This window comes from Thalassotalea montiporae (genome assembly GCF_053485855.1).
The window spans coordinates 273,641-299,287 of record NZ_JBQRUO010000003.1; the positions used below are offsets into that span (position 1 = coordinate 273,641).

Annotated in this window: 19 protein-coding genes; 7 read left to right on the plus strand and 12 right to left on the minus strand. The window is 42.6% G+C overall.

From position 1 onward, the window contains the following. Nucleotides 1-307: 307 nt before the first annotated feature. From ACSLUR_RS11865 to ACSLUR_RS11875, 3 genes are all read left to right on the plus strand, one after another. Entirely contained in the window at nt 308-1,525 is a 1,218-nt protein-coding gene (locus tag ACSLUR_RS11865; RefSeq protein ID WP_448554775.1) for a DUF445 domain-containing protein, read from the plus strand. Between the two features lie 78 nt (nt 1,526-1,603). Continuing rightward, the gene (locus tag ACSLUR_RS11870; RefSeq protein ID WP_448554777.1) at nt 1,604-2,287 is read left to right on the plus strand and encodes a TetR/AcrR family transcriptional regulator; all 684 of its coding nucleotides are present in this window, start codon (nt 1,604-1,606) and stop codon (nt 2,285-2,287) included. 141 nt (nt 2,288-2,428) lie between these two features. Further along, nucleotides 2,429-3,889 carry a wax ester/triacylglycerol synthase domain-containing protein gene (locus ACSLUR_RS11875; RefSeq protein WP_448554779.1) on the plus strand — a complete coding sequence of 487 codons (1,461 nt, stop codon included), beginning with the start codon at nt 2,429-2,431 and terminating at the stop codon, nt 3,887-3,889. A gap of 607 nt (nt 3,890-4,496) precedes the next feature. Here ACSLUR_RS11875 and ACSLUR_RS11880 read toward each other — a convergent pair. Both ACSLUR_RS11880 and fabB read right to left on the minus strand, forming a co-directional pair. Beyond that, a complete protein-coding gene (locus ACSLUR_RS11880; RefSeq protein ID WP_448554781.1) occupies nt 4,497-5,237 on the minus strand; it encodes a hypothetical protein in 741 nt (246 codons plus the stop codon). A 309-nt stretch (nt 5,238-5,546) separates the two neighbouring features. Then, complete coding sequence (fabB, locus tag ACSLUR_RS11885; RefSeq protein ID WP_116000899.1) at nt 5,547-6,761, minus strand: beta-ketoacyl-ACP synthase I; 1,215 nt, start codon at nt 6,759-6,761, stop codon at nt 5,547-5,549. A 248-nt stretch (nt 6,762-7,009) separates the two neighbouring features. Between fabB and mnmC the strand changes: the two genes are divergently transcribed. Beyond that, nucleotides 7,010-9,052: a bifunctional tRNA (5-methylaminomethyl-2-thiouridine)(34)-methyltransferase MnmC2/FAD-dependent 5-carboxymethylaminomethyl-2-thiouridine(34) oxidoreductase MnmC1 gene (gene mnmC, locus ACSLUR_RS11890; RefSeq protein WP_448554784.1), complete on the plus strand. Its 2,043-nt coding sequence runs from the start codon at nt 7,010-7,012 to the stop codon at nt 9,050-9,052. 20 nt (nt 9,053-9,072) lie between these two features. On the opposite strand, the gene ACSLUR_RS11895 is transcribed toward mnmC, so the two are convergent. The 5 genes from ACSLUR_RS11895 to nhaA form a co-directional block, all read right to left on the minus strand. Continuing rightward, nucleotides 9,073-9,345: a YfcL family protein gene (locus ACSLUR_RS11895; protein ID WP_448554786.1), complete on the minus strand. Its 273-nt coding sequence runs from the start codon at nt 9,343-9,345 to the stop codon at nt 9,073-9,075. Nucleotides 9,346-9,422: 77 nt separating this feature from the next. Further along, nucleotides 9,423-10,580, minus strand: a complete 1,158-nt coding sequence (locus ACSLUR_RS11900; RefSeq protein ID WP_448554788.1) for an ATP-NAD kinase family protein — start codon at nt 10,578-10,580, stop codon at nt 9,423-9,425. Between the two features lie 10 nt (nt 10,581-10,590). Then, nucleotides 10,591-11,124, minus strand: coding sequence for an elongation factor P hydroxylase (locus tag ACSLUR_RS11905; protein ID WP_448554790.1), 534 nt, complete (start codon nt 11,122-11,124; stop codon nt 10,591-10,593). A gap of 136 nt (nt 11,125-11,260) precedes the next feature. Further along, the gene (locus ACSLUR_RS11910) at nt 11,261-14,128 is read right to left on the minus strand and encodes a TonB-dependent receptor domain-containing protein (protein WP_448554792.1); all 2,868 of its coding nucleotides are present in this window, start codon (nt 14,126-14,128) and stop codon (nt 11,261-11,263) included. 295 nt (nt 14,129-14,423) lie between these two features. Then, nucleotides 14,424-15,608 (minus strand): Na+/H+ antiporter NhaA, encoded by a 1,185-nt coding sequence (nhaA, locus tag ACSLUR_RS11915; RefSeq protein ID WP_448554794.1) that lies wholly within the window; start codon nt 15,606-15,608, stop codon nt 14,424-14,426. 227 nt (nt 15,609-15,835) lie between these two features. Between nhaA and ACSLUR_RS11920 the strand changes: the two genes are divergently transcribed. Further along, the gene (locus tag ACSLUR_RS11920; protein ID WP_448554796.1) at nt 15,836-16,309 is read left to right on the plus strand and encodes an Lrp/AsnC family transcriptional regulator; all 474 of its coding nucleotides are present in this window, start codon (nt 15,836-15,838) and stop codon (nt 16,307-16,309) included. A 167-nt stretch (nt 16,310-16,476) separates the two neighbouring features. Here ACSLUR_RS11920 and ACSLUR_RS11925 read toward each other — a convergent pair whose 3' ends face one another. From ACSLUR_RS11925 to grpE, 5 genes are all read right to left on the minus strand, one after another. Further along, a complete protein-coding gene (locus tag ACSLUR_RS11925) occupies nt 16,477-17,145 on the minus strand; it encodes a hypothetical protein (protein ID WP_448554798.1) in 669 nt (222 codons plus the stop codon). Nucleotides 17,146-17,559: 414 nt separating this feature from the next. Further along, complete coding sequence (locus ACSLUR_RS11930) at nt 17,560-18,327, minus strand: hypothetical protein (protein ID WP_448554800.1); 768 nt, start codon at nt 18,325-18,327, stop codon at nt 17,560-17,562. A 139-nt stretch (nt 18,328-18,466) separates the two neighbouring features. Then, nucleotides 18,467-19,609 carry a molecular chaperone DnaJ gene (dnaJ, locus tag ACSLUR_RS11935; RefSeq protein ID WP_116000907.1) on the minus strand — a complete coding sequence of 381 codons (1,143 nt, stop codon included), beginning with the start codon at nt 19,607-19,609 and terminating at the stop codon, nt 18,467-18,469. Nucleotides 19,610-19,863: 254 nt separating this feature from the next. Further along, nucleotides 19,864-21,792, minus strand: a complete 1,929-nt coding sequence (gene dnaK / locus ACSLUR_RS11940) for a molecular chaperone DnaK (RefSeq protein WP_448554803.1) — start codon at nt 21,790-21,792, stop codon at nt 19,864-19,866. Between the two features lie 287 nt (nt 21,793-22,079). Further along, nucleotides 22,080-22,715, minus strand: coding sequence for a nucleotide exchange factor GrpE (gene grpE / locus ACSLUR_RS11945; protein ID WP_116000909.1), 636 nt, complete (start codon nt 22,713-22,715; stop codon nt 22,080-22,082). 157 nt (nt 22,716-22,872) lie between these two features. On the opposite strand from grpE, the gene nadK reads away from it, so the two are divergent. After that, nucleotides 22,873-23,757, plus strand: coding sequence for an NAD(+) kinase (gene nadK, locus ACSLUR_RS11950; protein WP_448554806.1), 885 nt, complete (start codon nt 22,873-22,875; stop codon nt 23,755-23,757). Between the two features lie 108 nt (nt 23,758-23,865). Further along, nucleotides 23,866-25,569, plus strand: a complete 1,704-nt coding sequence (recN, locus tag ACSLUR_RS11955; RefSeq protein ID WP_448555116.1) for a DNA repair protein RecN — start codon at nt 23,866-23,868, stop codon at nt 25,567-25,569. Nucleotides 25,570-25,647 lie beyond the last annotated feature (78 nt).

Consider the following 25,647-nt stretch of genomic DNA (forward strand, 5'->3'; position numbering starts at 1 on the left):
AACAAATAAATCTTATTTATGTCATTAATACGATATAAATAAGCTTAAAAATCAGCCATTAACATTAAATTAACTTAATCTCTTAATCAAACTCGCATGTAACGACTGTTTTATAAAAAGTTATTTTTAATCTGTTGTTTTTTATTGATTTAAATCATGGTTGAATAAAATTAACCTACCTTAATTGCAATACTAATAGTGGATATAATATATTTTTCGTTGACACTTCACGGCTGAAGTGGTTATGTATTACTTTGTATTTTAAATATGTTTGCAGTCGCAGAGTCAGGATGTACAGCACTTAAGCATGGAATGGATCATTGAGCACCAATTACTTTTATTAATCCCTATTGTCAGTGCGATTGTTGGTTGGCTTACAAATTATCTCGCCGTCAAAATGATGTTTTACCCCATTCAGTTTGTCGGCATCAAAGCACCTTATCTTGGCTGGCAAGGCCTCATCCCACAAAAACGCAAAGAAATGGCGGAAATATCGGTAGATTTACTACTCGGTAAGTTACTGAGTGTTGAAGACCTAGTTTCTCGTCTAGAGCCAGATAAAATCAGCCAAGCAATAGAGCGACGCCTCAAGCAAGTGCTGAGAAAAATCATTAATGATGTGATGCAAGAATCAGCACCTAAGGTCTGGGCATCATTACCCGCACAAGGCAAAAATTTAGTCTACGCTCGCGTTGAAGCAGACATTCCCAACGTGGTTGAAAAGCTAGTCAGAGATTTTCAACACAACGCAACTGAAATCCTCGATATCAAAGAGTTAGTCGTTGATTACCTAATCGCCCACCCTGCCCTTATCAACGAAATATTTTTAACCGCTGGCAACAAAGAATTCCCTTTTATTATACGTTCAGGTTTGTATTTTGGCTTCCTGCTAGGCATTCCGACCATGGTGTGTTGGTACTTCTTCCAAGATTGGTGGATTTTACCGCTTGGTGGGCTGCTGGTCGGCTACCTGACTAACTGGATCGCCCTACAAATTATTTTTGAACCGAAAGATCCCATAAAAGTTGGTCCTTGGAATCTGCAAGGGATGTTTTTAAAGCGTCAAGATGAAGTTGCTAAAGTGTACTCACATCTTATTGAGCGCAAACTGATGAATTCGGAAAACATCATCAGTACTGTGCTTTATGGCTCTGGCGCAGAGCAACTTTGGGAACTTGTTGAACTGCATGTCAATGACGCCATAGAACGCTATGTTGCTATCGGCCAACCTTATATTGGTCTTGGCTTAGGTGCTGATAATTATTTCAAAATGAAAGCGCTCGCGGTAAAACGCATTTTTGATAGCTCAGAAAAATTCTTGCTTTATATGCACGATTACGCCGATTCGGCACTTAATATTGGCGATGATTTACGCGAGAAAATGCAGTCGTTGTCTCCTGCAGAATTTGAAAATGTGCTGCGTCCGGCATACAAGCAAGACGAGTGGAAATTGATTGTCACTGGCTCTGTGCTAGGGGGCTTAGCTGGCGTAATACAGCTGATGTATATTTTTATGCCAACATAACAATGTAAGCTTATGCTCAATAAAGGATTTTGACCAGGGTAAGCATAAAATAAGGGTTCTGATAATGGATAAAGAACAATGAAAACAGCAGAAAAAATTCTGCTGACCAGCCTAGAGCTATTTAACCAGCAAGGAGAAGCGAATGTCACCTGTGTCGACATCGCGCTTGAGTTGGATATTAGTCCTGGCAATTTGTACTACCATTTCCGTGGTAAGGAAGTGATTGTCAGCGCCCTGTTTGATATTTATCTCGCTAAAACGAGTAAAATATTAGTTTCTCCCAGTAGCGACAAACTCACCATTGAAAGCTTCTTTTATTACCTATACCAATTGTTAGAAAGCGGTAACATTTATCGATTCATCTACCGCAACCCAACCGATTTAATTCTGAAATACCCAGCTATTTCGCGTAATTTCAATAAACTACTTAAAAGCAAAGAACAGGCAGTGGCCGCCATTCTCGATCATTTTCAAGAGCAGCAAATTCTCCAAGCTACACCTGAGCAGCGACGATCGCTAACGCAATTAATCACACTTATTTTCACCCAATCGCAAAATTATTTTCACTTAACCAGCAAAGACGTGGCGATGGAAGACGCCAGTATGCAAAGTCTTGGTTGGATTTATCAAGCGATTGCGCCTTACTTAACACTAAATGAACAAGAACGCGCTGATGCCATTGCCGCGGTTAGTCGGCAGGCAGCAAACTCTAGTGATGAACAGCAAGGCGAAAATTTGTTAGAGAAGCTCGCCACTTCTTGACCTGCTATTGTCATTCGTTAGGCGCCAGGTGCACCGATGATGAAGGTGGCAACGATTAATCGGCAAATAAATAGCAATTAGTAAAAAAGTAATTGGCAAACAAAAAGCATGTAGTAAACCCATAACTAAGAGGAAGTTATTATGGCAAAAAGATTATCCTTACTAGATCGCTCGTTTTGGCTCACCGAGACAACTGATAACCCTAAACACGTCGCGTGTTTACAAATATTAACTAAGCCAGAAGGAGCTGCTGACGATTATTGTCAGCAGCTCGCCAATAAGTTGCGGCAGCACGATCAAGGGGTTGCCCCTTATAATCAACGGGTTATTGCATTTGGTCATATCGCGCTTAGGTTTAAAGCGGTAACCAGCCTTAACATGGAATACCACGTTAAGTTCCATCAAGTTGAGGATATCAAAGACAAAGTCGCGCTGCACAATTTTACCGCTAAGCTACACGAGCCTATGCTTGATCGCGATAAGCCGTTGTGGCAACTGCATATTATTGAAGCACCAGACAGTCAAGAGTTTGCCATTTACTTCAAAATTCATCATATGTATGGCGACGGCGCATCGCTGATCACTTGGTTACAAGCAGCATACCCCAAAAGTGCCGAGGAAGAATTTATTCCGTTTTGGGCAAAACCACGAGAATCTAAGCCAAGAGTGGCACAAAATCCATTTGCTGTAGCGATCAAAGCACTTTGGCTCAGTTTAGTGACAGTTGTAAACTTAGGCATTATTACCTTCTTCTTGCTGCTGAAGATCTTGCGAATAAACCCTGTTTACATGCCCATCCCGTTTGCGGGCACTAAAACCATGCTAACTGGCCAAGTTACTGCTGGCAGAGTGGTAGCCACCACCTATTTAGACTTTACTGAGGTCAAGAAGTTGGCTATTCAGCTCAGGGCATCTGTGAATGAGGTTTTCCTCTGTTGCTTTGATATTGGCGTCCATAAGTTCTTAAAAGATCATGGTCAGCAATTTGGTCGACCACTGATCACGCAAATGCCGATCAACTTGCGCCGCCCCGGAGAGGCCGCTGGTGGTAATAAAATTGCCATTTTGCCAGTACAGCTAGCTTATGGCCAAAAAGACCCATATCGACGCTTACGTCAAATTATTGAAAATCACAGCATAGTGAAAAAAGTAGCACGCCGTATCAACCCAGCAGCGCTCACGGCTTACACTATCGTAATTCAAGGGTTTGCGTTAGTTTTTGAAGCGTTAAAGCTGTCAGATTTGCATCGCCCCATTGGTAATATTCTGATTTCCAATGTACCAGGCCCAAGACAAGACCTTTACTTTGGTGGTAGTCGCGTTAATAACTTTTACCCAATCTCGGTGTTAACGCCGGGTGGTGGCGTTAACATTACGCTACTGACTTACCGCGATAAAGCAGAAATAGGTTTAGTATGCTCTGACAGAAAAATTAAATCTCTCGAGCCGCTTGCTAGCTATTTTCAGGAAGCATTTGAACTCTTATCAGACAGTGTTAGCAACCCTGAGTTAACCACTGATGATCTCGGCGAGTTAGCTAGATTTGGCTCACAATGCGTGATTGAAGACGAATTTCAGGACAACAAAGTGAATGTAGCCTAACGGACATGCTACACGCAAATAACGCGCCTTATGTGCGTGTTATTTTGCATCACTGGCGTTGAAACCAAACAGGCATTCAATTTACCACTTCCTCTATTTGAAAGGGTTAACTTAGGTTAACCCTTTTTTATACCTATAGAATTAATGAACTGACCAATTATGGGGTGGGAAAAAGGTTTATAAACACAGGCTTTATGCTCACTGTAAAACCTAAGTAACTGCACCTATATAGGCAAGCGTGATTTTTTGGTAACTAGTTAGTTGCTCTAATTTCAAAAATAACAACCTAGCTAATGAGCGTTTTAACCTGTCACTAAGATTAAGTAATAATGAAATGGGTATTAGGGCGTGTTGATCTTTCAGGGTTGTTTTTGCAGCAGTCTGTTTGGGTTTTATACAAGGCGGCATTTATGCAGTGTAGTCATTCTCCATAAATAAGTGCCAACACAGTAGAAAATTCAAACAGACGCTGCCCTGCGGGTTCATCTAAACGCCTCCTGCTCTTTGTTGCTCGCTTTTTACATAGAACGACTATGCGACAAAACGAGCGCCGCGATCAGAAAGCGTTTAGATTGAACAAAATTCAATCTCGAAAGATCAACACGCCCTAGTCTAAATGAAACTTAAACACTAAGTGCCCATCTTCAACTGCAATATGTTGACCGTATTCAGCAAATATCTGCTCTTCAAAGTCACTTTCATCAAGCTCGTAAAACCAGTCTTCTTGCTCTACTTTATCGACCAAGGTGTTTTCTATTTCTGGTTTATGATAGTCGAGCACTCGTTGCTTACTGCCTGACGAGTATAGACTTAAGTAATTCAACAGGTCGTTAGGCACAACGCCTTTAAGCAGCGAAAATGTTAATTGCACTGTACTTAGCAACAAGTACTTAAACGGCTTTGGCATAAACAAGGTCACTAAGTCTGTCGTTGAGCCAATAAAAGCATAATCATCGTTGACTAAGCGTATTTCAGCCAGTTGCATGTCTCGAATTCGTATCACACGCTCTTCGGTGTCGAAATAAGGCAACACACTGCCTGTGGCGACTAAATGGGCGCGATAAATATCACGCTGCGCGACACTAATACTCATGGCACAAAGTAGCTGAATGTGAAGCTTGTCTTGCGCTAAGGGCATCGTAAGCTCAGCATTAAGTATTGTCAGCTCTCCCTGACTATTAGCGAAAGGTAATGGGATGGTTTGTGGAAAGTTGGCAGCGAGCAACTCATTTAACTCTTCTTGGCTATAACGAGCCGCTTTAAGCCACTTAAAACGCATCGCGAGCTTAATGGCCAGCCGAGTGAAATAGAGTTTGCATTTCTGCCAATGAGTTTGTTGTTCCTGCACAGTCCAACCGCTATCGAAATAAAACTAACCTCATGATACTAAATCAATTTTGATTCGGATATCGACAATCGAGTGATTTTCGGTATTTCTCTAGAAACAGCGACAATACAAACAAGGGCCTGTGTAGTTTGCAATAAATGAACAGAGCAAAAACTGCGCTTAATTTTGAGGGGGCGTTATTGTTAAAAAGCCCCGTAACCCATAAGAATTGGGCTAACGGAGCTTACGTTACGGTTTAATATCAATCTTAAGAACTATAAAATAAGCGACTAAACCGATGCTACCTTCACAGGTAAAAAGCTAATCCACTTATGACTGATATTTTTTCATCACAAGTGTTGAGTTTGTACCACCAAAACCAAAGCTGTTTGACATCACTAAGTTCAGCTCTGCATCTTGCGCTTCAGTAACGATGTTCAAGCCTTGTGCTTCTTCATCTAGGTTGTTGACATTGATTGATGGTGCAACAAAGTTGTTTTCCATCATCAAGATTGAGTAAATAGCTTCGTGTACGCCAGCAGCGCCAAGTGCGTGGCCAGTCATGGCTTTAGTCGCACTGATCATCGGCGACTTTTCACCAAATACTTGTTGAATCGCACCTAGCTCTTTCACATCACCAACAGGCGTCGAAGTGCCATGGGTGTTTAAGTAATCAATATCACCTTCAACATCTTGCATTGCCATTTCCATACAACGCACAGCGCCTTCACCACTTGGTGCCACCATGTCGTAACCATCTGAAGTTGCGCCATAGCCAACAATTTCAGCATAAATATGGGCACCACGTGCTAATGCGTGTTCCAGCTCTTCTACAACGACCATACCGCCGCCACCTGAAATAACAAAGCCATCGCGATCGGCATCATAAGTGCGAGAAGCTTGCTCTGGTGTTTCGTTGTACTTGGTAGATAAAGCGCCCATACCATCAAACATCATGGCAAGTGACCAATCTACTTCTTCACCACCGCCCGCAAATACGATGTCTTGCTTACCTAACTGAATAAGCTCCATCGCATGACCAATACAGTGCGCTGATGTTGCACAAGCGGAACTAATTGAATAGTTCACACCAAGAATTTTGAACGGTGTTGCTAAACATGCAGAAATAGTACTCGACATGGTTTTAGGCACAGCATAAGGACCAACACGTTTTACGCCTTTTTCACGTAAAGTATCTGCTGACGAAACCACGTTTGCCGAAGATGCGCCACCAGAGCCCGCAACAATACCAGTGCGAATATTCGAAACTTGTTCTGGTGTTAATTTTGCGTCTTCAATGGCTTGATTCATTGCAATGTATGCGTAAGCAGAGGCATCGCCCATAAAACGCATCGCTTTGCGATCGATGTGGTCTTTTAAGGTAATTTCTGGTTTGCCCCAAACTTGGCTGCGCAAGCCAACTTCGGCAAAGCTTTCTGAGCGAGTAATACCAGAGCGCCCTGTTTTTAATGATGTTAAAACTTCCTTGGCGTCATTACCTATACTTGATACAACACCCAATCCTGTGATCACGACACGTTTCATTTATCTAAACCATAATAATTTGTAAAAACGGGCATATCATAGCGAGTTTTTTTACTCAGGCTGGTCTATCCAGTGTACAAATGTACGCTGAATTATTTTCAACCATGAATAACGCACCTGCTCGCCAATTCACCCAGCGTATTCCAGCATAATTCATCACTGGTGCATTGTCGCTGTTTTTGACAATGACTTTGGCTGTTGTTACGCGTTAAAATATTAATAAGATCGATTCATTCTCATTAGTTCCTGTGACCCAAGCTAGCAACCATCACAACGACAACGCGTCTAACGACTCACCCAAAGACTTTCAAAATATAACCTACCAAGACAATGGTGCCCCATATTCATTACAGTTTGACGATATTTATTTTGATACTGAATCTGGCTGCCAACAAAGTGAGCAAGTTTTCCTGCGTGGCAACCAAATTAGTGAGCGCCTACTAGGGACAAATACCCCATTAATTATTGGCGAAACAGGCTTTGGCACTGGCTTGAACTTTTTCCTAACTGCCGCAAAAATGCAGCAGTTAATCGCTAAACTTGGTGGAGATAAAGTTACAGATGTGCACTTTATTAGTGTTGAAAAATACCCGCTATCTAGTGAGAGTATCAAGCAAAGCTTAGCCATGTGGACTGATTTACAACCACTAATAGCTAAAGTGCTAGCCCAATACCCTGAGCGCCCGCAGCAACGCTGTGATATTTCGCTATTTAACGGCAAGCTAAAACTAACGGTTTTATTTGACGATGCAACGCAAGGTTTTGCCAAGCTAAAGCTAGCCAAACACGCCAAAATAAACGCTTGGTATCTCGACGGCTTTTCACCCTCTCAAAACTCAGCGATGTGGAGTGAAGCATTATTCGAGCAAATCGCTCGCCTGTCGGCAGAAGATGCAACATTAGCTACCTTTACCGTTGCGGGGTTTGTGCGTCGCCGTCTTACCCACGTTGGTTTTCGCGTTGCCAAGAAAAAGACCGCAGGTAAAAAGAATCAAACCTTAGTCGCGAAGTTTCAACAGTCTCCAATTTCTGGCAAAGGGTACTTACTTAGAACCAATCAGCCCAAAGCGCAGCACGTGACGATTATCGGTGGTGGCATTGCCGCAGCTTGTTTAACTTATCAGCTTGCCCAGCAGGGGGTAAAAGTTAGCGTGATTTGCAAAGATGAAGCGATTGCACAAGGTGCTTCAAGCAATGCAATTGGCGCCTTGTATCCGCTTATTCATCTACAGCGTGACGAAATCAGTGAGTTCTATGTACACGCATTAGCTAGGGCTCGCGCCTTTTATGATGAACTAGTTGCTCAAGGTTACGAGTTTGCTCACGCTTGGTGCGGCTTACTTGAGCTTTCATACAAAGAGGCTTTACAAAAGCGCCAAGCAAAATTTTCGAGTGCACCTGTGTGGCCGCACGATATTATTCACAGTTTAGACGTGCAGCAAGCCTCACAAATTGCCGGTGTAACCCTCTCCAACGGCGGCATGTTTATTCCTCAGGCTGGCTGGATTGCACCCGCAGAGCTCGTTAGCGCATTGTTTAACGCAGCTAGCAAGATTGGCCAAGTGAAAATACGCACCAATACCAAGGTCGAGCAGTTAACCCAACTTGACGACCAGCGCTGGCAACTACAAACCAATAAGGGAGAGCTTATCGCATCGACATTGGTGGTTTGTGGTGGCGCTGATAGCGATCAACTCGCGCCAATTAGCCAATTGCCGCAATACCCTGTGCGTGGCCAAGTTTCTGAAGTCGCTATTGCGAGCCCCGATCATCAATTAAACACAGTGATCTGCCATAAAGGCTATATGACACCGGCTAATAACGAAAAATTCTGCATTGGTGCCACATTTGACAAAAACGACAGAGATATTGAGGTTCGCAGCGTAGATGATACCTACAATATCGAGATGATAAGCCAAAGCATGCCAGAGCTAGAAACAATTGCTCAAAGCAGTATCGTTGGCCAAAAGGCACGTTTAAGAGCAATGACGCCAGATCATTTACCGATTGCCGGCCCAATGCCGAAAACGGACGAGTACCCTGCTTTGTATGGAAAATTGGCACAAGATAAGAACTGGAAAATCAACTCGCCAGCTCCTTATTATTCAAACCTTTATGTAATGTCGGGACTCGGTGCTCGCGGGTTGTGTTCAGCACCATTAGTGAGCGATATGTTAGTGGCTGATTTATGCAACCAGCCCTACCCTTTGCCTAGTAAAATGCGTTTTAATTTAGCCGCCAACCGCTTTGTTATTAAAGATATTATCAAAGGTAAGTACGGTGCGAGCTAAGCGTTTAAAATTAGAAATTCTTAGAGCGAAAAACTCGTCAATAGAGACTGCCAATAGTTGCTAACGATCACTTGGTCTTGTGGCGAAAGCTCAGCTTTTGCTTTACCTAGCTGCTCTGTCACACTGGTTGCCAACTGACTGCTAAGCGGTTGTGACTCATCACCCGTTTCGCTCGCCACCAAAGCAATAAAGCCTCGAATATAGCTAGAGGCAAAAAGTGTATCGGCATCTGCATCACGCTCTGCCAGTTGGTCAAAATGAAGATATAATTCCGAAAGGTTAGCGAACGTCACGATTTGCTCCGAATAAAACTAAAATTATTAATGTTAAAGATTGAGAATAAGGCTCATTGAAATAGGTACTCTGCCGATCAAAGCGGGCTAGCAACAGGGTATAAAACTTGGTCACGATAGCCAGTAACAATCGGCAAATATCCCGCTAAGGCCTGATCGAGTTCATCATCACCAGTGTCAGCAATTAGCGGCCTTGCATTTAAGCTAGCTAGTTTCGTTTTGGTCGCCACAATAATAATATTGTCTTTCCCCACTGCCCTAATTATGCGTGGACTAAGCTGCTGATTACCTCGGCCAAAAATATGCCCTTGACCACCTATCACAGTAATCACCAACTTGATTGGCTCCTCACTCCTTGATTGATGTTGCTGAACAAACGCCCACAATTCCGGCTCAGTTAAATCACTAGCTACCACGGTTTCACTTTGAACTAGATCGACACCCAGTAATGTATTGTCGATTCCCATTTCATCCATAATGGCTGCGGTTGTTGAGCCTGAACCGATAACAGCGAGACTGTCGTCGAGTTCATCAATCACATGTGCCGCAATATCTTGTAAAACAAGCTCGTCTGACTCTTTGCCCCCCGCTTTAACGGCCTGTACATATCGCAGTTCCATCGGAATTTGCATTTCACCATAACGTTTAGCTTTGACAACACCGTCGCGAAACAAGCTTTCATCAATATCCATCACGTCAGCATCCGTTAACGTAACTAGCTGATTCGTTACCATCATCTCAACAACACGGCCTGCGGCTTTAGGCGTAACCGCATAAACACCGGAATGAATTTTACAACCGGCTGGAATACCCAGCACAGGTATATTGCGATTAGCTTGCAGAGCTTCAATTTGGTGGCAAATATTGCGCGCTGTACCATCGCCGCCGGCAAATAAAATCAGATCAACACCTTCAGCAACTAGTGCTGCAACCGTATTTTCCGTATCGCTAGCTGATGATTGCAGTGGCGCTTGGTAAACATTGGTAAAACTAAAACCCAATTCCCGAGCGCAGTACTCGCCCATATCACCACTAGCGGTAAATATTTGAATTTGCTCTTGGTATGGTTTTAGTACCGAAAGTGCAGTTGCCGCCCTTTGATTGGCTTTAGCTATCGCACCAAGTTGCAGCGCTTGCTGTGCAATACCTTCGCCATCACTGCCCTTTAAGGCGACGCTACCGCCAATACCCGCGATAGGATTAACAATAAAACCTAGCTTGAATGCTTGTTTCATAACTTCCTGCTTATGGTGATACCCTAACAAAATCTTGTTCACTGCTAGGCATATTGGTTTGATAGAACTCACATAAGGCTGCCATCAATTGCTGAGCACGAACAGGAAAGCCATCAACGAGATAAGCCTTAACTTGCTCAAACACAGAGTTTTTAAACCCTTGATAATCGGGCTCAGCGCCGTTGAGGTTATCTGCTGACACTCGGAAATTTTTACCCGCAGCAACACATAACGCCCACTCTACTGCTTGAGGCTTAACCTCAACTTTTTCAAATTCTTTTTGTTGCATTTCAGTTCGACCATCGGGTTCATACCAATAGCCAAAATCTTCCAACAATCTGCGCTCTGGGCCAGCGATGCACCAATGCGCAATTTCATGCAACGCGCTGGCATAAAAGCCATGGGCAAAAATAATGCGATGATGATCTACAGTGTCGTCAGCAGGCAAATAGATTGGCTCGTCTATACCTTTGACTAACTTGGTATTAAATGAATCAAAAAAAGTGTTGTTGAAAATTGAAATGATGTCGTCAATCTGGTGCATTAAACTTTAGGTCTAAAATACGAATACAGCGCTAGCAATATGTTGGAGAGTGAAATTTTCGGCTATTTTAACGAAAAAAGCCAAGGGGGTTAACCCTTGGCTTTACTTCAGGAAGTAATATTTTTAGTGACAGATATTACATTTTGTACGAGAACGTCATGTGGTAGAAACGACCGATGTTGTCGTAAGTCGCAGATGAGCGACCTGTACCACGTGTACCGCGCGGTAACTCTCTATCAAATAAGTTTTCAATACCAAACGAAACGCCTATGCCGTTTTCAAACTCGTAACCAACGGTCATGTCTGTTTTCACGTAAGTTGTAAATGTTAACAAATCACTTGGATTAGGGTTACGCTCGAAGTCTTGTGGTGTGTACAGGAACACTTCATCCATGTAACGAGTACTAGAAGTTACAGTCCAATCACCATGCGTATAACGCAGGCGCAACGAACCTTCTAGATCTGCGAAGCCAGCAGTACCTTCGTTATCGATGAATTGCTCAGTGTTGTCTTGGAACGGGAACTCACGGAATTTAAGTAAGCGAGTACCAAGCAAGGTTGTTGACATTTCACCACCAAACAAGTCGAAATCGTAACCAATTTCAAAGTCAATACCTTCAACATCACGACCTGCAACGTTTAATACTGAGTTTTGAATACGCGTGATTTCACTGTTAGCAGGGTTACGCGTGATTAAGTTACAGAATTGGTTGTCGATACCAGATTCACTATCTACACAGCGATCAAGAATCTCTTGTGCTGCAATAGTAGAAATTGCATCTTCCAATTCGATATTCCAATAATCAACTGTAATTGAAAGACCTTCAACATAATCTGGTTGATATACAATACCAACAGTTGTTGAAGTTGACGTTTCTTCCTTAACGTCCTCATTACCTGACACAACACCTGGTAACGTGGCACTGTCATAATCACTATCAAAATCAGTAGCAACACCTAAAGCAGCACAGTTAGCACGGCGAGTTGCGTTGTTGTCTGATTGCGCAAGTTCTGATGCTTTACATGGGTCATCAACGTTGTAGAAGGTTTGGCTTGGCGCACCAAAGATTTCACCAATGTTAGGAGCTCGCAATGCTTCTGATTTAGTCGCACGAACGCGTAAACCGTCTACGATTGTCCAGTCTAAACCTAGCTTCCAACTAGTTGCATCACCAATAGTGCTGTAATCAGCAAAACGAACAGCTGTTTCGAAGATTACATCTTCAGCAAGGAAGGTATCTGTAAGCACAGGTACTGACAATTCGAAGTATGCTTCTGTTACGTCAAAATCACCTTTATCTTCGCCAAGTGCGTTAAAGAATGTACCTTCTGCATTATCATCTTCAACCGATTCACTTTCTTCTTTTCGGTATTCAACACCTGCTGCAAAACCAACATCACCTGCTGGTAACTCATAAATTGAACCATTACTGATGTTTGCAGTAAATACCGTTTGCTCAATTTCAGAGGTACCTACTGATGTTGTAGTTAAGTAGTTTTTCAACTCATCTGAAGCAGTGTTATAGCGCGTCACATCAAACGGGACACAACCATTTGCGCGAGCTTCTTCGTCGGCACAAATAATATTGCCATTGCCATCATCAACTGCCGCAATAGCATTGTTGTAGTTGGCGATAATTAAGTTGGCGCCATTTACACGCTCAATTTCTGTTTTACCGTAGTTAAGTGAAACATCAAATGACCAATCATCACCAAAAATACCATCTGTACCTACAACTAATCGAGTTGTTTCACGGGTATTGTCTTCTACGCGACGACCAATGTCGTCATGCAAGCGGTTAAGTACAACAAAACCTGCACCAGCATCGATTTTTTCTTTAATTTCATCATTAAAGAAAGCATAAGAAGAATCTAAGAACGTTGGGATTGAGCCACCGCCACCAAAGCTAAACGCTGGTTGACCTAAACTTTCACCTTCAACGCGAACGTACTTAGCTTCTGCATAAACACGTAAATCATCAGTGATGTCATAGTTCGACTTTAAGTTGAAGTTACTACGTTCAAACTGCGGTTGAACTTCACTGTACTTGCCTAAGTTGAAGAAGTCACAATTATCACCAGCACACGTTAAGCCATCTGTAATCGTACCTGTATTAACTAAAACTAAGTTACCGTTGTCGTCAAATGTGTAAGGGTTATCAATTAGACCAAACGCACCGATTACACCACGGTCACTAATTGCCCAGAAACCTGCATTCTCATAAAAAATGTCATCAGGAAATGCAGGGTTATCTACATCATCTGCAGGTTGGTCAGGGTTGGCTAGCTCACGAGTTGAAGTTCTCGTCCATGGGTGATCTAATGCATTTAATGAGTCTTGTGATGCATACTCAAATGAAAATGCTACGTTACCGCGGTCATCATCAAAATTAGTACCGTACGATAGCGTAAACTTATCTGTTGAATAGTCAGAGTGTTGTGATTCACCGCGGTTAAATGAAACGTCTAAGCCTTCAACGTTATCTTTTAATACAAAGTTAACCACACCTGTTACCGCATCAGCACCGTATACCGCTGACGCACCACCAGTAATGATTTCTACACGCTCAATCCAAGCACTTGGAATAGTGTTAGTATCCACAGCTGCTTCACTAGCAACACTAGATACATGGCGCTTACCATTAACTAACACCAGTGTTCGGTTTGTACCTAAGTTACGTAAATCTAATAAGTTCAAACCTGAAGTACCGATAAAACGGTTTGAGTTTGAAAGTGAGAAAGTGCTTGCTAGCGCAGGTAAATCATTAAGTGCATCACCAATGTTTAGTGCACCGGTATTAACTAGGTCTGCACCTGAAATAACAGTAACAGGTGTTGGAGCAACAGCACCTTCACGCAGAATTCGTGAACCTGTTACTTCAATTCGTTCTACAGACTCCTCTTCAACATTCGCTTCTTCAGCAAATACTGGTGTAGAGACTCCTGCGGTTGCACCAACAACTAGCGCCAAGCGAATGGCTTTAGTTAGTTTATTAGAATACATGTACTTCTCCCTGGTCACATAGAGTGAATATTATTTTTAGAATTTTGAATAAATATTTGGATGGATTGCTACCAAACCAATCAGTAACAAATCAACTGACGTGTTAAATATATGTTAATCCAGAAACAAATATCAACAAAAAGTTACAAGTGATAAGAATTAGTTATAAATGTAAATGTGATGTGTATTTTCTGGTGAGGCACTTTGCTAAGTGTGGTCGTTTATTTAACGTATAAAAAACGGCGATAGTGATATCGCCGTTTTTTATTTGAGGTTTGTGATTTCGTTAGGTCAACTAGTTAACGGACTTAGTTAATCGACCAACTCCACGTTTAATGATCAAGTAACCCAATGTACCTGAGATAACTGAACCAATGATAATACCTAAACGATCTTGGTAAATCATATTTGCACCAGTTTGTTCAAAGGCAAGTGAGCCAATAAATAAACTCATAGTAAAACCAACACCACAAAGCAGTGCCGCACCGTATAGCAAGGTCCAGTTAGTGTTTTCTGGTAACTTAACTAAGCCAGCTTTAATCGCGATAAAACAGAAACCGAAAACACCTAGCTGCTTACCCACAAACAAGCCTAAAATGATTCCAAGCGGAACTGGCGACAATACATCATTCATTCCAACACCATCTAAATTCACACCTGCGTTAGCAAAGGCAAAGATAGGCAGGATAATAAAGGCCACCATGGCGTGTAAGTTATGCTCAAGCGATTTTAGTGGTGAAGGCTCACCCTCACGTCCTTTCATTGGAATAAACAATGCCAAAGTTACACCAGCTAATGTCGCATGTACGCCTGATTTTAGTACAGCAACCCACAACACAATACCGAAGAAAATATAAGGTGCGGTGTCTCTTACGCCGCGTTTGTTCAAAATAAACAGCACAACTAAAACGATAGCAGATACCACCAGCGAGGTAATCGATAACTGATCTGTGTAAAACAGTGCAATTACAATAATCGCACCTAGGTCATCGAATATAGCTAGCGAGGTTAAGAATATTTTTAACTGTAGTGGTACTTTACTACCCACCATGGCCAAAATACCCAAGGCAAAGGCAATATCTGTTGCGGTAGGAATTGCCCAACCATTTAACGCTTGTGGGTCTTGATAGTTTAATCCTGCGTAGATGAGTGCCGGCACCGCCATACCACCAATTGCACCGACGGCAGGTAGGGCTATTTGACCAGGCTTTGATAGTTCGCCTTCAAGGAATTCTCGCTTTAGCTCAAGACCAATCAAGAAAAAGAACATTGCCATTAAGCCGTCGTTGATCCAAAGTAATAAAGGCTTAGCAATTTCAAAGCTGCCAATCGCAACCACTACGGGGATGCTCAAGAACATGTCGTAATATTCATTTAGCGGTGAGTTGGCGAGAATAATGGCAATAACAGCGGCAATCATTAAAATAATACCGCTGGCCGCCTCAAGTTTTAAAAAGTCTTGTATCGCTTTTACTGTCATAGTTTACTTCCCTAATACATTTCAAGACATAATATGTCACCAAAAAGTCCATAAGCCAAATAATATTTCAATTTATTTGTATCAACTTCGAAATTAGTGAGCTATATTCGGAATTATTCCATTATTTAGATATTTGTTCTTATAAGACGAGGTTACAACGTCTGACGTATATAATTGAGCAAAAACTCTCGAAAGACAAGAACACAACACAGAGCTTAGACAATATTTTGAAAAAATTAGATGCTATCGACTTAAAAATATTAACAATTTTGTTTAATGACGCGGATATCACGAACAAAGAGCTCGCCGCGAAAATCAATATTGCCCCTTCAACCTGTTTAGAGCGTGTAAAACGTTTGAGGCAAGCGGGAGTGATCAAAAAGGCTTATGTGGATATCAACTTTAAAACCATTGGTGGCAACATTGAGGCAATCGCCGCTATTAAGCTGCAACCCTATTCAGAAGAAATAGTGAACCAGCTGCGCGATGACCTTTTGCTGCTGCCTGAAATCGTCAGCCTTTATCACATGGGCGGTATGTACGATTACTATATTCATATGTCAGTTAAAGATAGTGAGCACTTACGTAAATTTGTATTTGACGCAATTACTTCACGAGAAGAAGTGCAAACGGTTGAAACGTCTCTAGTATTTGAACATAGCCGCAGCGGCGTGTTGCCAAACTTTTCGGAAGAAAATTAAAGTCGAAGATTGGTAGAAAGAATAAAAAAGGTAGGAAAACTAACAATTGGTTGGATTAAATTTATGCAATGTTCTTCGTGCGACGCAGGCTTATAACCTTAAGTTATCACTTTAATTGCGTCGCACCTTAGCCAATAAATAGTACTTAGAACATCCAGAAACCCAGTCTATTTGCCCGCAAAGTCCTCTGTTTCATAGTAAAGCGGCTTCATCGTACCGCAGTTAAGTAGTTTAAATAGCACTTCATTTTCTTTGGCAACAGCACCAGATGTAGCAAACTTGGTTGGGCAACTCGCTTCAAGATCAACATAAACAATATGGTCGTAGCTTGGTGCTTGTTGAATGTGATGAACGTATAAACGTCCTGTTTTGCTTCTGTATTCAACAGCGCTGTATTCTTGAATATTGCTTGATGCTTGTAACTCGGTTAGCTCACGTACAAACAAATGCTGGTCGAAATCTAATGTCATCCCCTCGTAAACTAGCATGCCATCACGCTCGTAATGCCCGATATAAACATCACCTTTAACACTAATTTTTTCGCCGCGTATCAAGCGCTGTAAATTGAATGACTCAGGCTTTACGGTTACTAATTCATTGTGCTTAACCAACTGTACTAGATTTACGTCTTTTACTTGCAGCTTATAAAGAATTTGATAATTGCCAGGCTTTTCATACGTTGGCATATGTGAAGCAAAAATATTGGCATTTTTATTCATTAGTACAATACCGTGAACACCTTCAAAAGCAGGGTCTGGTGGTGGTAATGGTTGCTCTTCAGCAAGAAGCAGTGAACTTTGCAATAAGGCGAATAACGACAATAGAAGTTTGCGCATGTTACTTTCCGGAAAATAGGCCAGTGTTTTAAGACCACTTAGCAAGCAGTGTTATTAAAATTTCGCCAATTCTAATGTATGGCTGCAAAGCTTGTATAGTGACGAATTGTAACCCGATGATCTAGCTTAAGGTTTTCACTAAATAACGCGCCAAATTTAGCTTAGTTCACTTTAATCACGCTATTATTAATACTAAACAAGTAAACATTATGATTTAAAAAACGAAATAAACTTCGGCATACGTTGGCAATAATCGCGATAGGCTTGTTCATAGGGCTACCACATCCAAAGTCGATTGAAGTAATCACCCAAGCATAGCTAGCTTTAATGAGTTTGCTCGCTATACCCTGATTTTAAGAATAGTGCGGTCTGACTTAGATTACTCAAGCAACGTTCGTCAACATGGAACTATTCTTAATACTTCATTAATGTGTAGAAAAATTCACCTTGATCTGCGATTTGATCAGCAGTCGAATACGAACTTAAAAATCGACTCCATGGCGTTTGTAGCATACTGTTCATTACCCTTTGCCAGCTATAGCTCGCCAACTCCTTTCCTTTGGCTTCACAAACACCGTTTTTACAGATCACACTGGCAAGTTCTACTTCGTTAGCAAGCGAATGCAACGTCACAAAATCTTGAATTTTCATTTCTAGTTCAAAATCACGCTCTACTTGGTTGTTATCTGCTACGCCACTGTGAAGTGTTGAATACAAGTTTTTTGCTTCTGGCTCTAAAGTGCTAAGCATGTTGACATAAGGAGCCTCTGCTGATTCCAATAATTGTTCAAACGAGATATCTTGCACATGTAGCTGCTCGCCATCACCCTCAACCACACCCAGGCCTTCAGACTGATGATAAGTAGCTGAATGGTGTGGTGCTGTGGAATGTAGTTTATCGGTTAAAGCTGCTAGCTCTTGTTGTAGAAGAGCTATTTGCTTGTCTTTATCAGCGAGCACGTCTCTTAATTGTGCTTCAGTGTCTACATTAGATGATAGTGTTGCGTTGGATGGTTTATTCTCAGCAATCACATCATTGTCAGACTGTTCACCATAAGCGTTAATTGAGGGTATTGTCATGGCTTTGCCATTATCAATAAGCTCATCTGTTATTGGCAATGTTGATAGCCCATACCCCGTCGCAATGCCAAGTAGGCCAGCAAGAATAAATTTGATGTTCATCAGCAGCGTCCCTTCTATTGATAATGATACTTTCTTAATAGTTACCTAATCCCCTCAAATCATATTGCCTGCATTTTATTTCAAGATCAAAAATCCCGCCGAAGCGGGATTTTTAGAGAGTACTTGTTGAGGCTAGCAATTACGACTTAAGGTCGTCGAAGAACTTGCGCACGCCGTCGAAGAAACCTGTTTCTTTCGGGCTGTGTTTCTTGCTGCTCGCTTCCATTTTGCTATCTAACTGACGAAGTAAATCAACTTGATCACCCGTTAGGTTCACCGGTGTTTCGACCACAACTTTACACATCAAATCACCTGGGCCAGAGCTGCGTACAGATTTAACACCTTTACCACGCAAGCGGAACATTTTGCCGGTTTGGGTTTCTTTCGGTACTTTAAGTTTTACTTTACCTTCAAGGGTCGGTACTTCAATTTCACCGCCAAGCGCTGCAGTGGCAAAGCTAATTGGTACTTCACAGTATAAGTGGTTTTCGTCACGCACAAAGATTGGGTGATCTTTCACATTCACTTGGACATATAAGTCACCCGCTGGTGCACCGTGCTCACCCGCTTCACCTTCGCCAGATAAGCGAATGCGATCACCGGTATCAACACCTGCTGGGATCTTCGCGTTAAGAGTTTTGGTTTTCTGAACACGACCTTGACCATGACACGCATTACACGGGTCACTGATCACGCTACCTTTACCGCCACAGGTTGGACAGGTTTGCTGAACCGCGAATAAACCCTGGCGCATTTGTACTTGGCCATGACCGCCACAAGTGCCACAAGTTTTTGCTGACGTGCCTTTTTTCGCGCCGCTGCCGCCACAAGGCTCACAACTTGCGTAAGTTGGCACTTTAATTTCGACAGATTTACCTTTAACCGCTTCCTCTAGCGTCATTTCTAGGTTGTAACGTAAATCGCTACCACGACGAGCGCGTGAACCGCCACCGCCGCGACGACCACCGCCACCGAAGATATCACCAAAAACATCACCGAAGATATCACCAAAGTCTGCACCGCCGCCGAAGCCGCCACCGCCGCCCATACCACCTTGTTCAAAGGCTGCGTGACCGTATTGATCGTAAGCTGCACGTTTTTGGTCGTCGTTTAATACTTCGTATGCTTCTTTAATTTGCTTAAAGGTTTCTTCTTTTTCTTTGTCACCTTGCGTACGGTCTGGGTGGTACTTCATCGCAAGGCGTTTGTAAGCCTTTTTAATGTCACGTTCTGACGCGTCTTTTGATACGCCTAATAACTCATAATAATCACGTTTTGACATAGCTTTAATTCTTTACTGTTACTTCAAATTTTCGAAAATTAATTGGTTTATTGGCTTTGCTATTTAAACATCAAGTTTAATAAATGGGCCTAACCATCAAACAAATTAACTTTAGTTTTTAACAATCGTTAGTGGTTTAAACAAAACAAAGCGTCGAGTACCGACGCTTTGTGAAATCTCTAAGACGATTTAATTGAATCTGCTTATCATGCTCTCTGCTATATTTGCGAGAGAGCACATAAACAGTTCATGAATTACTTGTCGTCTTTAACTTCTTCAAACTCAGCGTCTACAACGTCGTCTTGAGGAGCTGCTGCTTCAGCTTCTGGCGCTGCGCCTTCAGGAGCTGCACCGCCTTGAGCTTGTGCTTTCGCTTGGGCAATTTCCATTAACTTAGCTGATGCTTCCATTAATGCTTGTTGCTTAGCTTCAATCGCTTCTTTGTCGTCGCCTTTGATCGCTTCTTCAAGTTCTTTGATTGCTGCTTCGATTTTCTCTTTGTCTTCTGCTGGTAAGTCATCACCTGCTTCAGTTACTTGAGTTTTCGTTGCGTGGATCATACCGTCAGCTTGGTTACGTGCAGTCACTAGCTCTTCGAACTTAGCATCAGCGTCAGCATTCGCTTCTGCGTCACGTACCATTTGCTCTACTTCATCATCCGATAAACCAGAAGACGCTTTGATAGTAATCTTCTGCTCTTTACCTGTGTTCTTATCTTTCGCAGACACGTGTAAGATACCGTCAGCATCAATATCGAAAGTAACTTCGATTTGTGGCATACCACGTGGAGCTGGGTCGATACCTTCTAGGTTGAACTGCCCAAGTGATTTGTTCACAGAAGCTTGCTTACGCTCACCTTGAAGTACGTGAACTGTTACCGCAGCTTGGTTGTCTTCCGCTGTTGAGAATGTTTGCGATTGCTTAGTAGGAATCGTCGTGTTTTTCTCGATAACTTTTGTCATCACGCCACCCATAGTCTCAATACCTAGAGAAAGTGGAGTAACGTCTAGTAGAAGAACGTCTGTTACGTCACCAGCAAGAACACCCGCTTGAACCGCAGCACCTGAAGCTACTGCTTCATCAGGGTTAACGTCTTTACGTGGCTCTTTACCGAAGAAGTCAGTCACTACTTGCTGAACAAGTGGCATACGCGTTTGACCACCAACAAGAATAACGTCTGTTACGTCAGAAGTTGAAAGGTCAGCATCAGCTAAAGCAGTTTTTAACGGCTCTAATGTTGCTTTAACCATGTCTTCAACAAGTGACTCAAGCTTGGCACGCGTTACTTTGATGTTCATGTGCTTAGGACCAGTCGCATCAGCAGTAACGTAAGGTAGGTTTACGTCAGTTTGCTGTGCTGAAGAAAGCTCACATTTTGCTTTTTCTGCAGCTTCTTTAACACGTTGCATCGCAAGTGCATCGTTTTTAAGGTCAATGCCTTGATCTTTTTTGAATTCGTCTACTAAGTAGTTAATTAAGCGGTTATCGAAATCTTCACCACCTAAGTGCGTGTCACCGTTTGTCGCTAATACTTCAAACGTGTGCTCGCCTTCTACTTCATCAATTTCAATGATTGAAATATCGAATGTACCACCACCAAGGTCGTATACTGCAACAACGCGATCACCTTGTTGCTTGTCCATGCCGTAAGCAAGGGCAGCAGCCGTTGGCTCGTTAATAATACGCTTAACGTCAAGACCTGCAATACGGCCAGCATCTTTAGTTGCTTGGCGCTGTGAATCGTTGAAGTATGCAGGAACTGTGATAACAGCTTCAGTCACTGTTTCACCTAGGTAGTCTTCTGCAGTTTTCTTCATTTTTTTCAGTACTTCAGCAGAAACTTGTGGTGGCGCAACTTTTTCGCCTTTCGCTTCTACCCACGCATCGCCATTGTCAGCTTTCTTGATACCAAATGGCATGATGTCGATGTCACGTTGTACTTCTTTATCTTCAAAACGACGACCGATCAAACGCTTGATTGCGAATAAGGTGTTTTCTGGGTTAGTAACCGCTTGACGCTTAGCTGGTTGACCAACTAATGTTTCACCTTCTGCAGTGTATGCAATGATTGAAGGGGTTGTACGATCGCCTTCTGCGTTCTCAATAACTCGTACGCTGTCACCATCAAGAACAGCTACACATGAGTTAGTTGTCCCTAGGTCAATACCGATAATTTTGCCCATCGTGAGGATCTCCGAAATTCTTTAAAAATTCATTTTTGCTTAGATGATTTACTTAGTGGGGTCGCGAAAAAGCATTTCAAGTAAAAAAATAAAAAAAGATCACTTATTCGTTGAATTCAGTTAAGGATTTCTTACTAGGCGGCTAATTCAAAGCGACGGGCTTATCTATCAAGTGAAAATATCAAACAAAACAGCCCTGCGCATCAGTAGAAAATTAGGTATGAAATGATAGGCATAAAAAAACCAGCCACTTGGCTGGTTTCTAATACGTAGGGCAATTAAAGCAATTAAGCTTGCGTATCAACAGCTGCCGCTTTAGATACCATTACCATTGCAGGGCGAATTAATCGACCGTTTAGCTCATAACCTTTTTGCATTACCGCGATTACCGTGTTTGGCGCAACACCCGGTACTTCTTGCATCGACATTGCTTGATGAAGTTCAGGGTTAAATGGTTGGTCTTGTGGGTTGACCGCTTTAACGTCAAATTTCTCTAACGTTGATAAGAAACTTTGTAGCGTTAACTCAACGCCTTCAAGCATGGCTTTTTGGCTTTCGTCTTCTTTGTCGAAAGACTCGATAGCTCGCTCTAAGTTATCAACTACAGGTAGTAAATCACCGGCAAATTTTTCTAACGCGAACTTACGAGCTTTTTCTACGTCTTGTGCGCTGCGGCGACGAACGTTATCAACCTCTGCTTTCGCACGAATTACTGAGTCTTTTTGATCAGCAACCGTTGCTTGAGCAGCAGCTAATGCTAGTTCTAGCTCGTTAATTTTTTCTTGCTCTTCGCTTAAAATTTCATGCGCGTGTTCGTGCTGCTCTTCTACTTGCTCTTCAGCTTGGGCAATAATCTCTTCAGCAGCAATCTCTTCGGCTGTCTTATTTTCGTTGATAGGGTTTTCGTTCGACTCAGTGGTCATGAAAATCTCTCCGGTAAAACATAATTGTTGCTAATTATGGGGTTTAGAATTTTGGTTTCAAGCTCCATTTTTCAAGATTTATTAAATCCCTGACTTTACAAGTGAAAATTTAAGAGCGACACTGCCGATAACAAGAAGAATTCAGGCATATAACGTCATGAGCCAGTTGTATAAAACCGTTGGCCTTATTGGTAAACCAAATCACGAAGGCGCAAGCGCGACCATCTCAACACTGCACCAGTATTTAATTGAAAATAACTACCAAGTATTAGTTGAGCGCTCGGTTGCATGCGCTATTGACGCTGACTGTGAACCAAATATTCAATCGTTAACCGATATTGGCGACCAGGCCGATCTCGCGATTGTCGTTGGTGGTGATGGTTATATGCTCGGCGCAGCGCGAGTGTTGTCTGGCTACAGCATAGGTGTTATTGGCGTTAACCGTGGCAACTTAGGTTTCTTGACCGACTTATCACCTCAAGATGTTATTCCGCCACTTGAAGCAATATTGCACGGTGAATCTCGCTCAGAGCAGCGTTTTATTATTGAAGCGGAAGTGTATCGCCACGGTAAACTAAAAAGCTCTAATAGTGCCGTTAACGAAGCGGTGCTGCATGCCGGCAAAGTCGCTAACATGATTGAGTTTGAAGTCTACATTGACGACAGCTTTATGTTTAGCCAGCGCTCAGATGGTTTAATTGTTTCTACGCCAACAGGTTCAACCGCTTATTCAATGTCGGCAGGCGGGCCAATTTTAACACCTAATCTAAATGCCCTATCGCTGGTGCCTATGTTCCCGCACACCTTAACCAGCCGCCCGATTGTGGTGGATGGTGACAGCGAAATTAAGTTAATTCTCGCTAACGATAACCACGAAAATTTACAAGTTAGCTGTGATGGTCACGTTATTTTAGCGGTCATGCCAGGTGATCAGGTAATCATCAAGAAAAGCCCTTATACCCTGCGCCTTATTCATCCATTGGATCACAGTTACTTCAACGTGCTTAGAAACAAACTAAGCTGGGGCAATAAACTCTATTAGTTTCAAACAGCTAGCATAAAACTTTTACAGCAAGATTCACTTTCTACTTGCACAACTGACGATTACTGTATAAATTGACAGCTAAACACTGTTTATTTATACATGACTATGCTGTTACAACTGACCATTCAAAATTTTGCCATTGTCAAAGCTCTGGATATCGACTGGCAACAAGGCATGACCACTATTACTGGTGAAACTGGTGCAGGTAAATCTATCGCAATAGATGCGCTTGGCCTTTGTTTAGGTGAGCGCGCAACCACAAACACGGTAAGGCCAGGGGCAAAAAAAGCCGACTTAGCAGCCACGTTTGATGTCACCAACAATACACTTGCCCAGCAATGGTTAGCGAGTCAGGAGCTACAGCAAAGTCAATCAGATAGCGATTCAACAAACGGCACTGTTGAATCACAAGAATGTATTCTTCGCCGTGTGATTTCTGCCGAAGGTCGCTCTCGTGCATTTATTAATGGCAGCCAAGTACCACTGGCACAATTAAAAGAGCTTGGCCAGTTACTGATCAATATTCATGGTCAACACGATCATCAACTTATCATTAAACCCAATGAGCAGCGCAAAATGTTAGATGCATTTGCTGGGCATGATGATCTTATCGACAACGTTAAGCACTATTATCAAAGCTATCGCAAACAAGTAGCAGAGTTAGAAGCACTAGAGCTTAGCCAGCAGCAGCGCGAAGCCAAAAAACAGTTATTGCAGTACCAAGTGCAAGAGTTGGATGAGTTTTCATTGCAAGCTGATGAATTTCAAACACTTGAAGCCGACTTCAAACGCTTTAGCCATAGTCAGCAGATTTTGTCTGACACCATGGAGTCACTGCACATTCTCTCGCAAAACGAACAGTTTAATGCGCTTGATGCACTGCAAAAATGTCACGATACCCTATCAACACTCGCCCATTACGATAGCGAACTCGCAAATATCGCCGCCATAATCAATGACGCAGTGGTGCAGCTTGAAGAAGCCAATAACGATCTACGCCACTACCACGATCGCCTAGAGCTAGACCCTCAAGCCTTTAGCATAATTGAGGAGCGTTACTCACAAGCCATTCAATTGGCGAAAAAACACCAAGTCGCGCCAGAGCAATTACCAGATTACCACCAACAATTAGCGTTGGAGCTGAACGGCTTAACGGGTGATGAAACTCGCTTAGCAGGGCTTGCTGATGAAATAGAGCAAACCAAGCAGCGATATTTTGAGGCCGCGCAAGTACTTACCGATTCGCGCATGGCAGCTGCGAAAATACTTAGCAGCGACGTGACTACCAGTATTCAGACGCTCAATATGCCGCATGGTCAGTTTGATGTCGCTATTACGCCACTTTCGTCAGATAAGCCAAGTGCTCAAGGGCAAGACGAGGTGTTATTCGTTGTCAGTATCAATCCAGGGCAAAGCTTAGAAGCCATGCACAAAGTCGCTTCAGGTGGTGAGCTTTCGCGTATTAGCCTTGCCATGCAGGTTATCCTTGCCGATAAAGTGGTTTCACCTACCCTTATTTTCGATGAAGTGGATGTTGGTATTAGTGGCCCAACAGCGGCAATGGTTGGAGCAAAACTGCAACAACTGGCGCAAAATACGCAAGTGATTTGTGTCACTCACTTACCGCAAGTGGCGTGCAAGGGGCACCAACAGTTATTCGTAGCGAAATTAACCGATGGTGAGCATACCGAAACCAGTGTTACGGAACTTAGTGAAGGTGCACGCGTCAAAGAAATTGCCCGCTTATTAGCAGGCAACACCATTACCGAGAGCAGCTTAGCGAATGCTCAAGAATTATTGGCAGGATAACAACAGCGTAAATTTATTGTGAATTGTTTTGTAACTATCAGTTCGCTTGGGTATTATCCTCTGTCACATGTAGTAGGA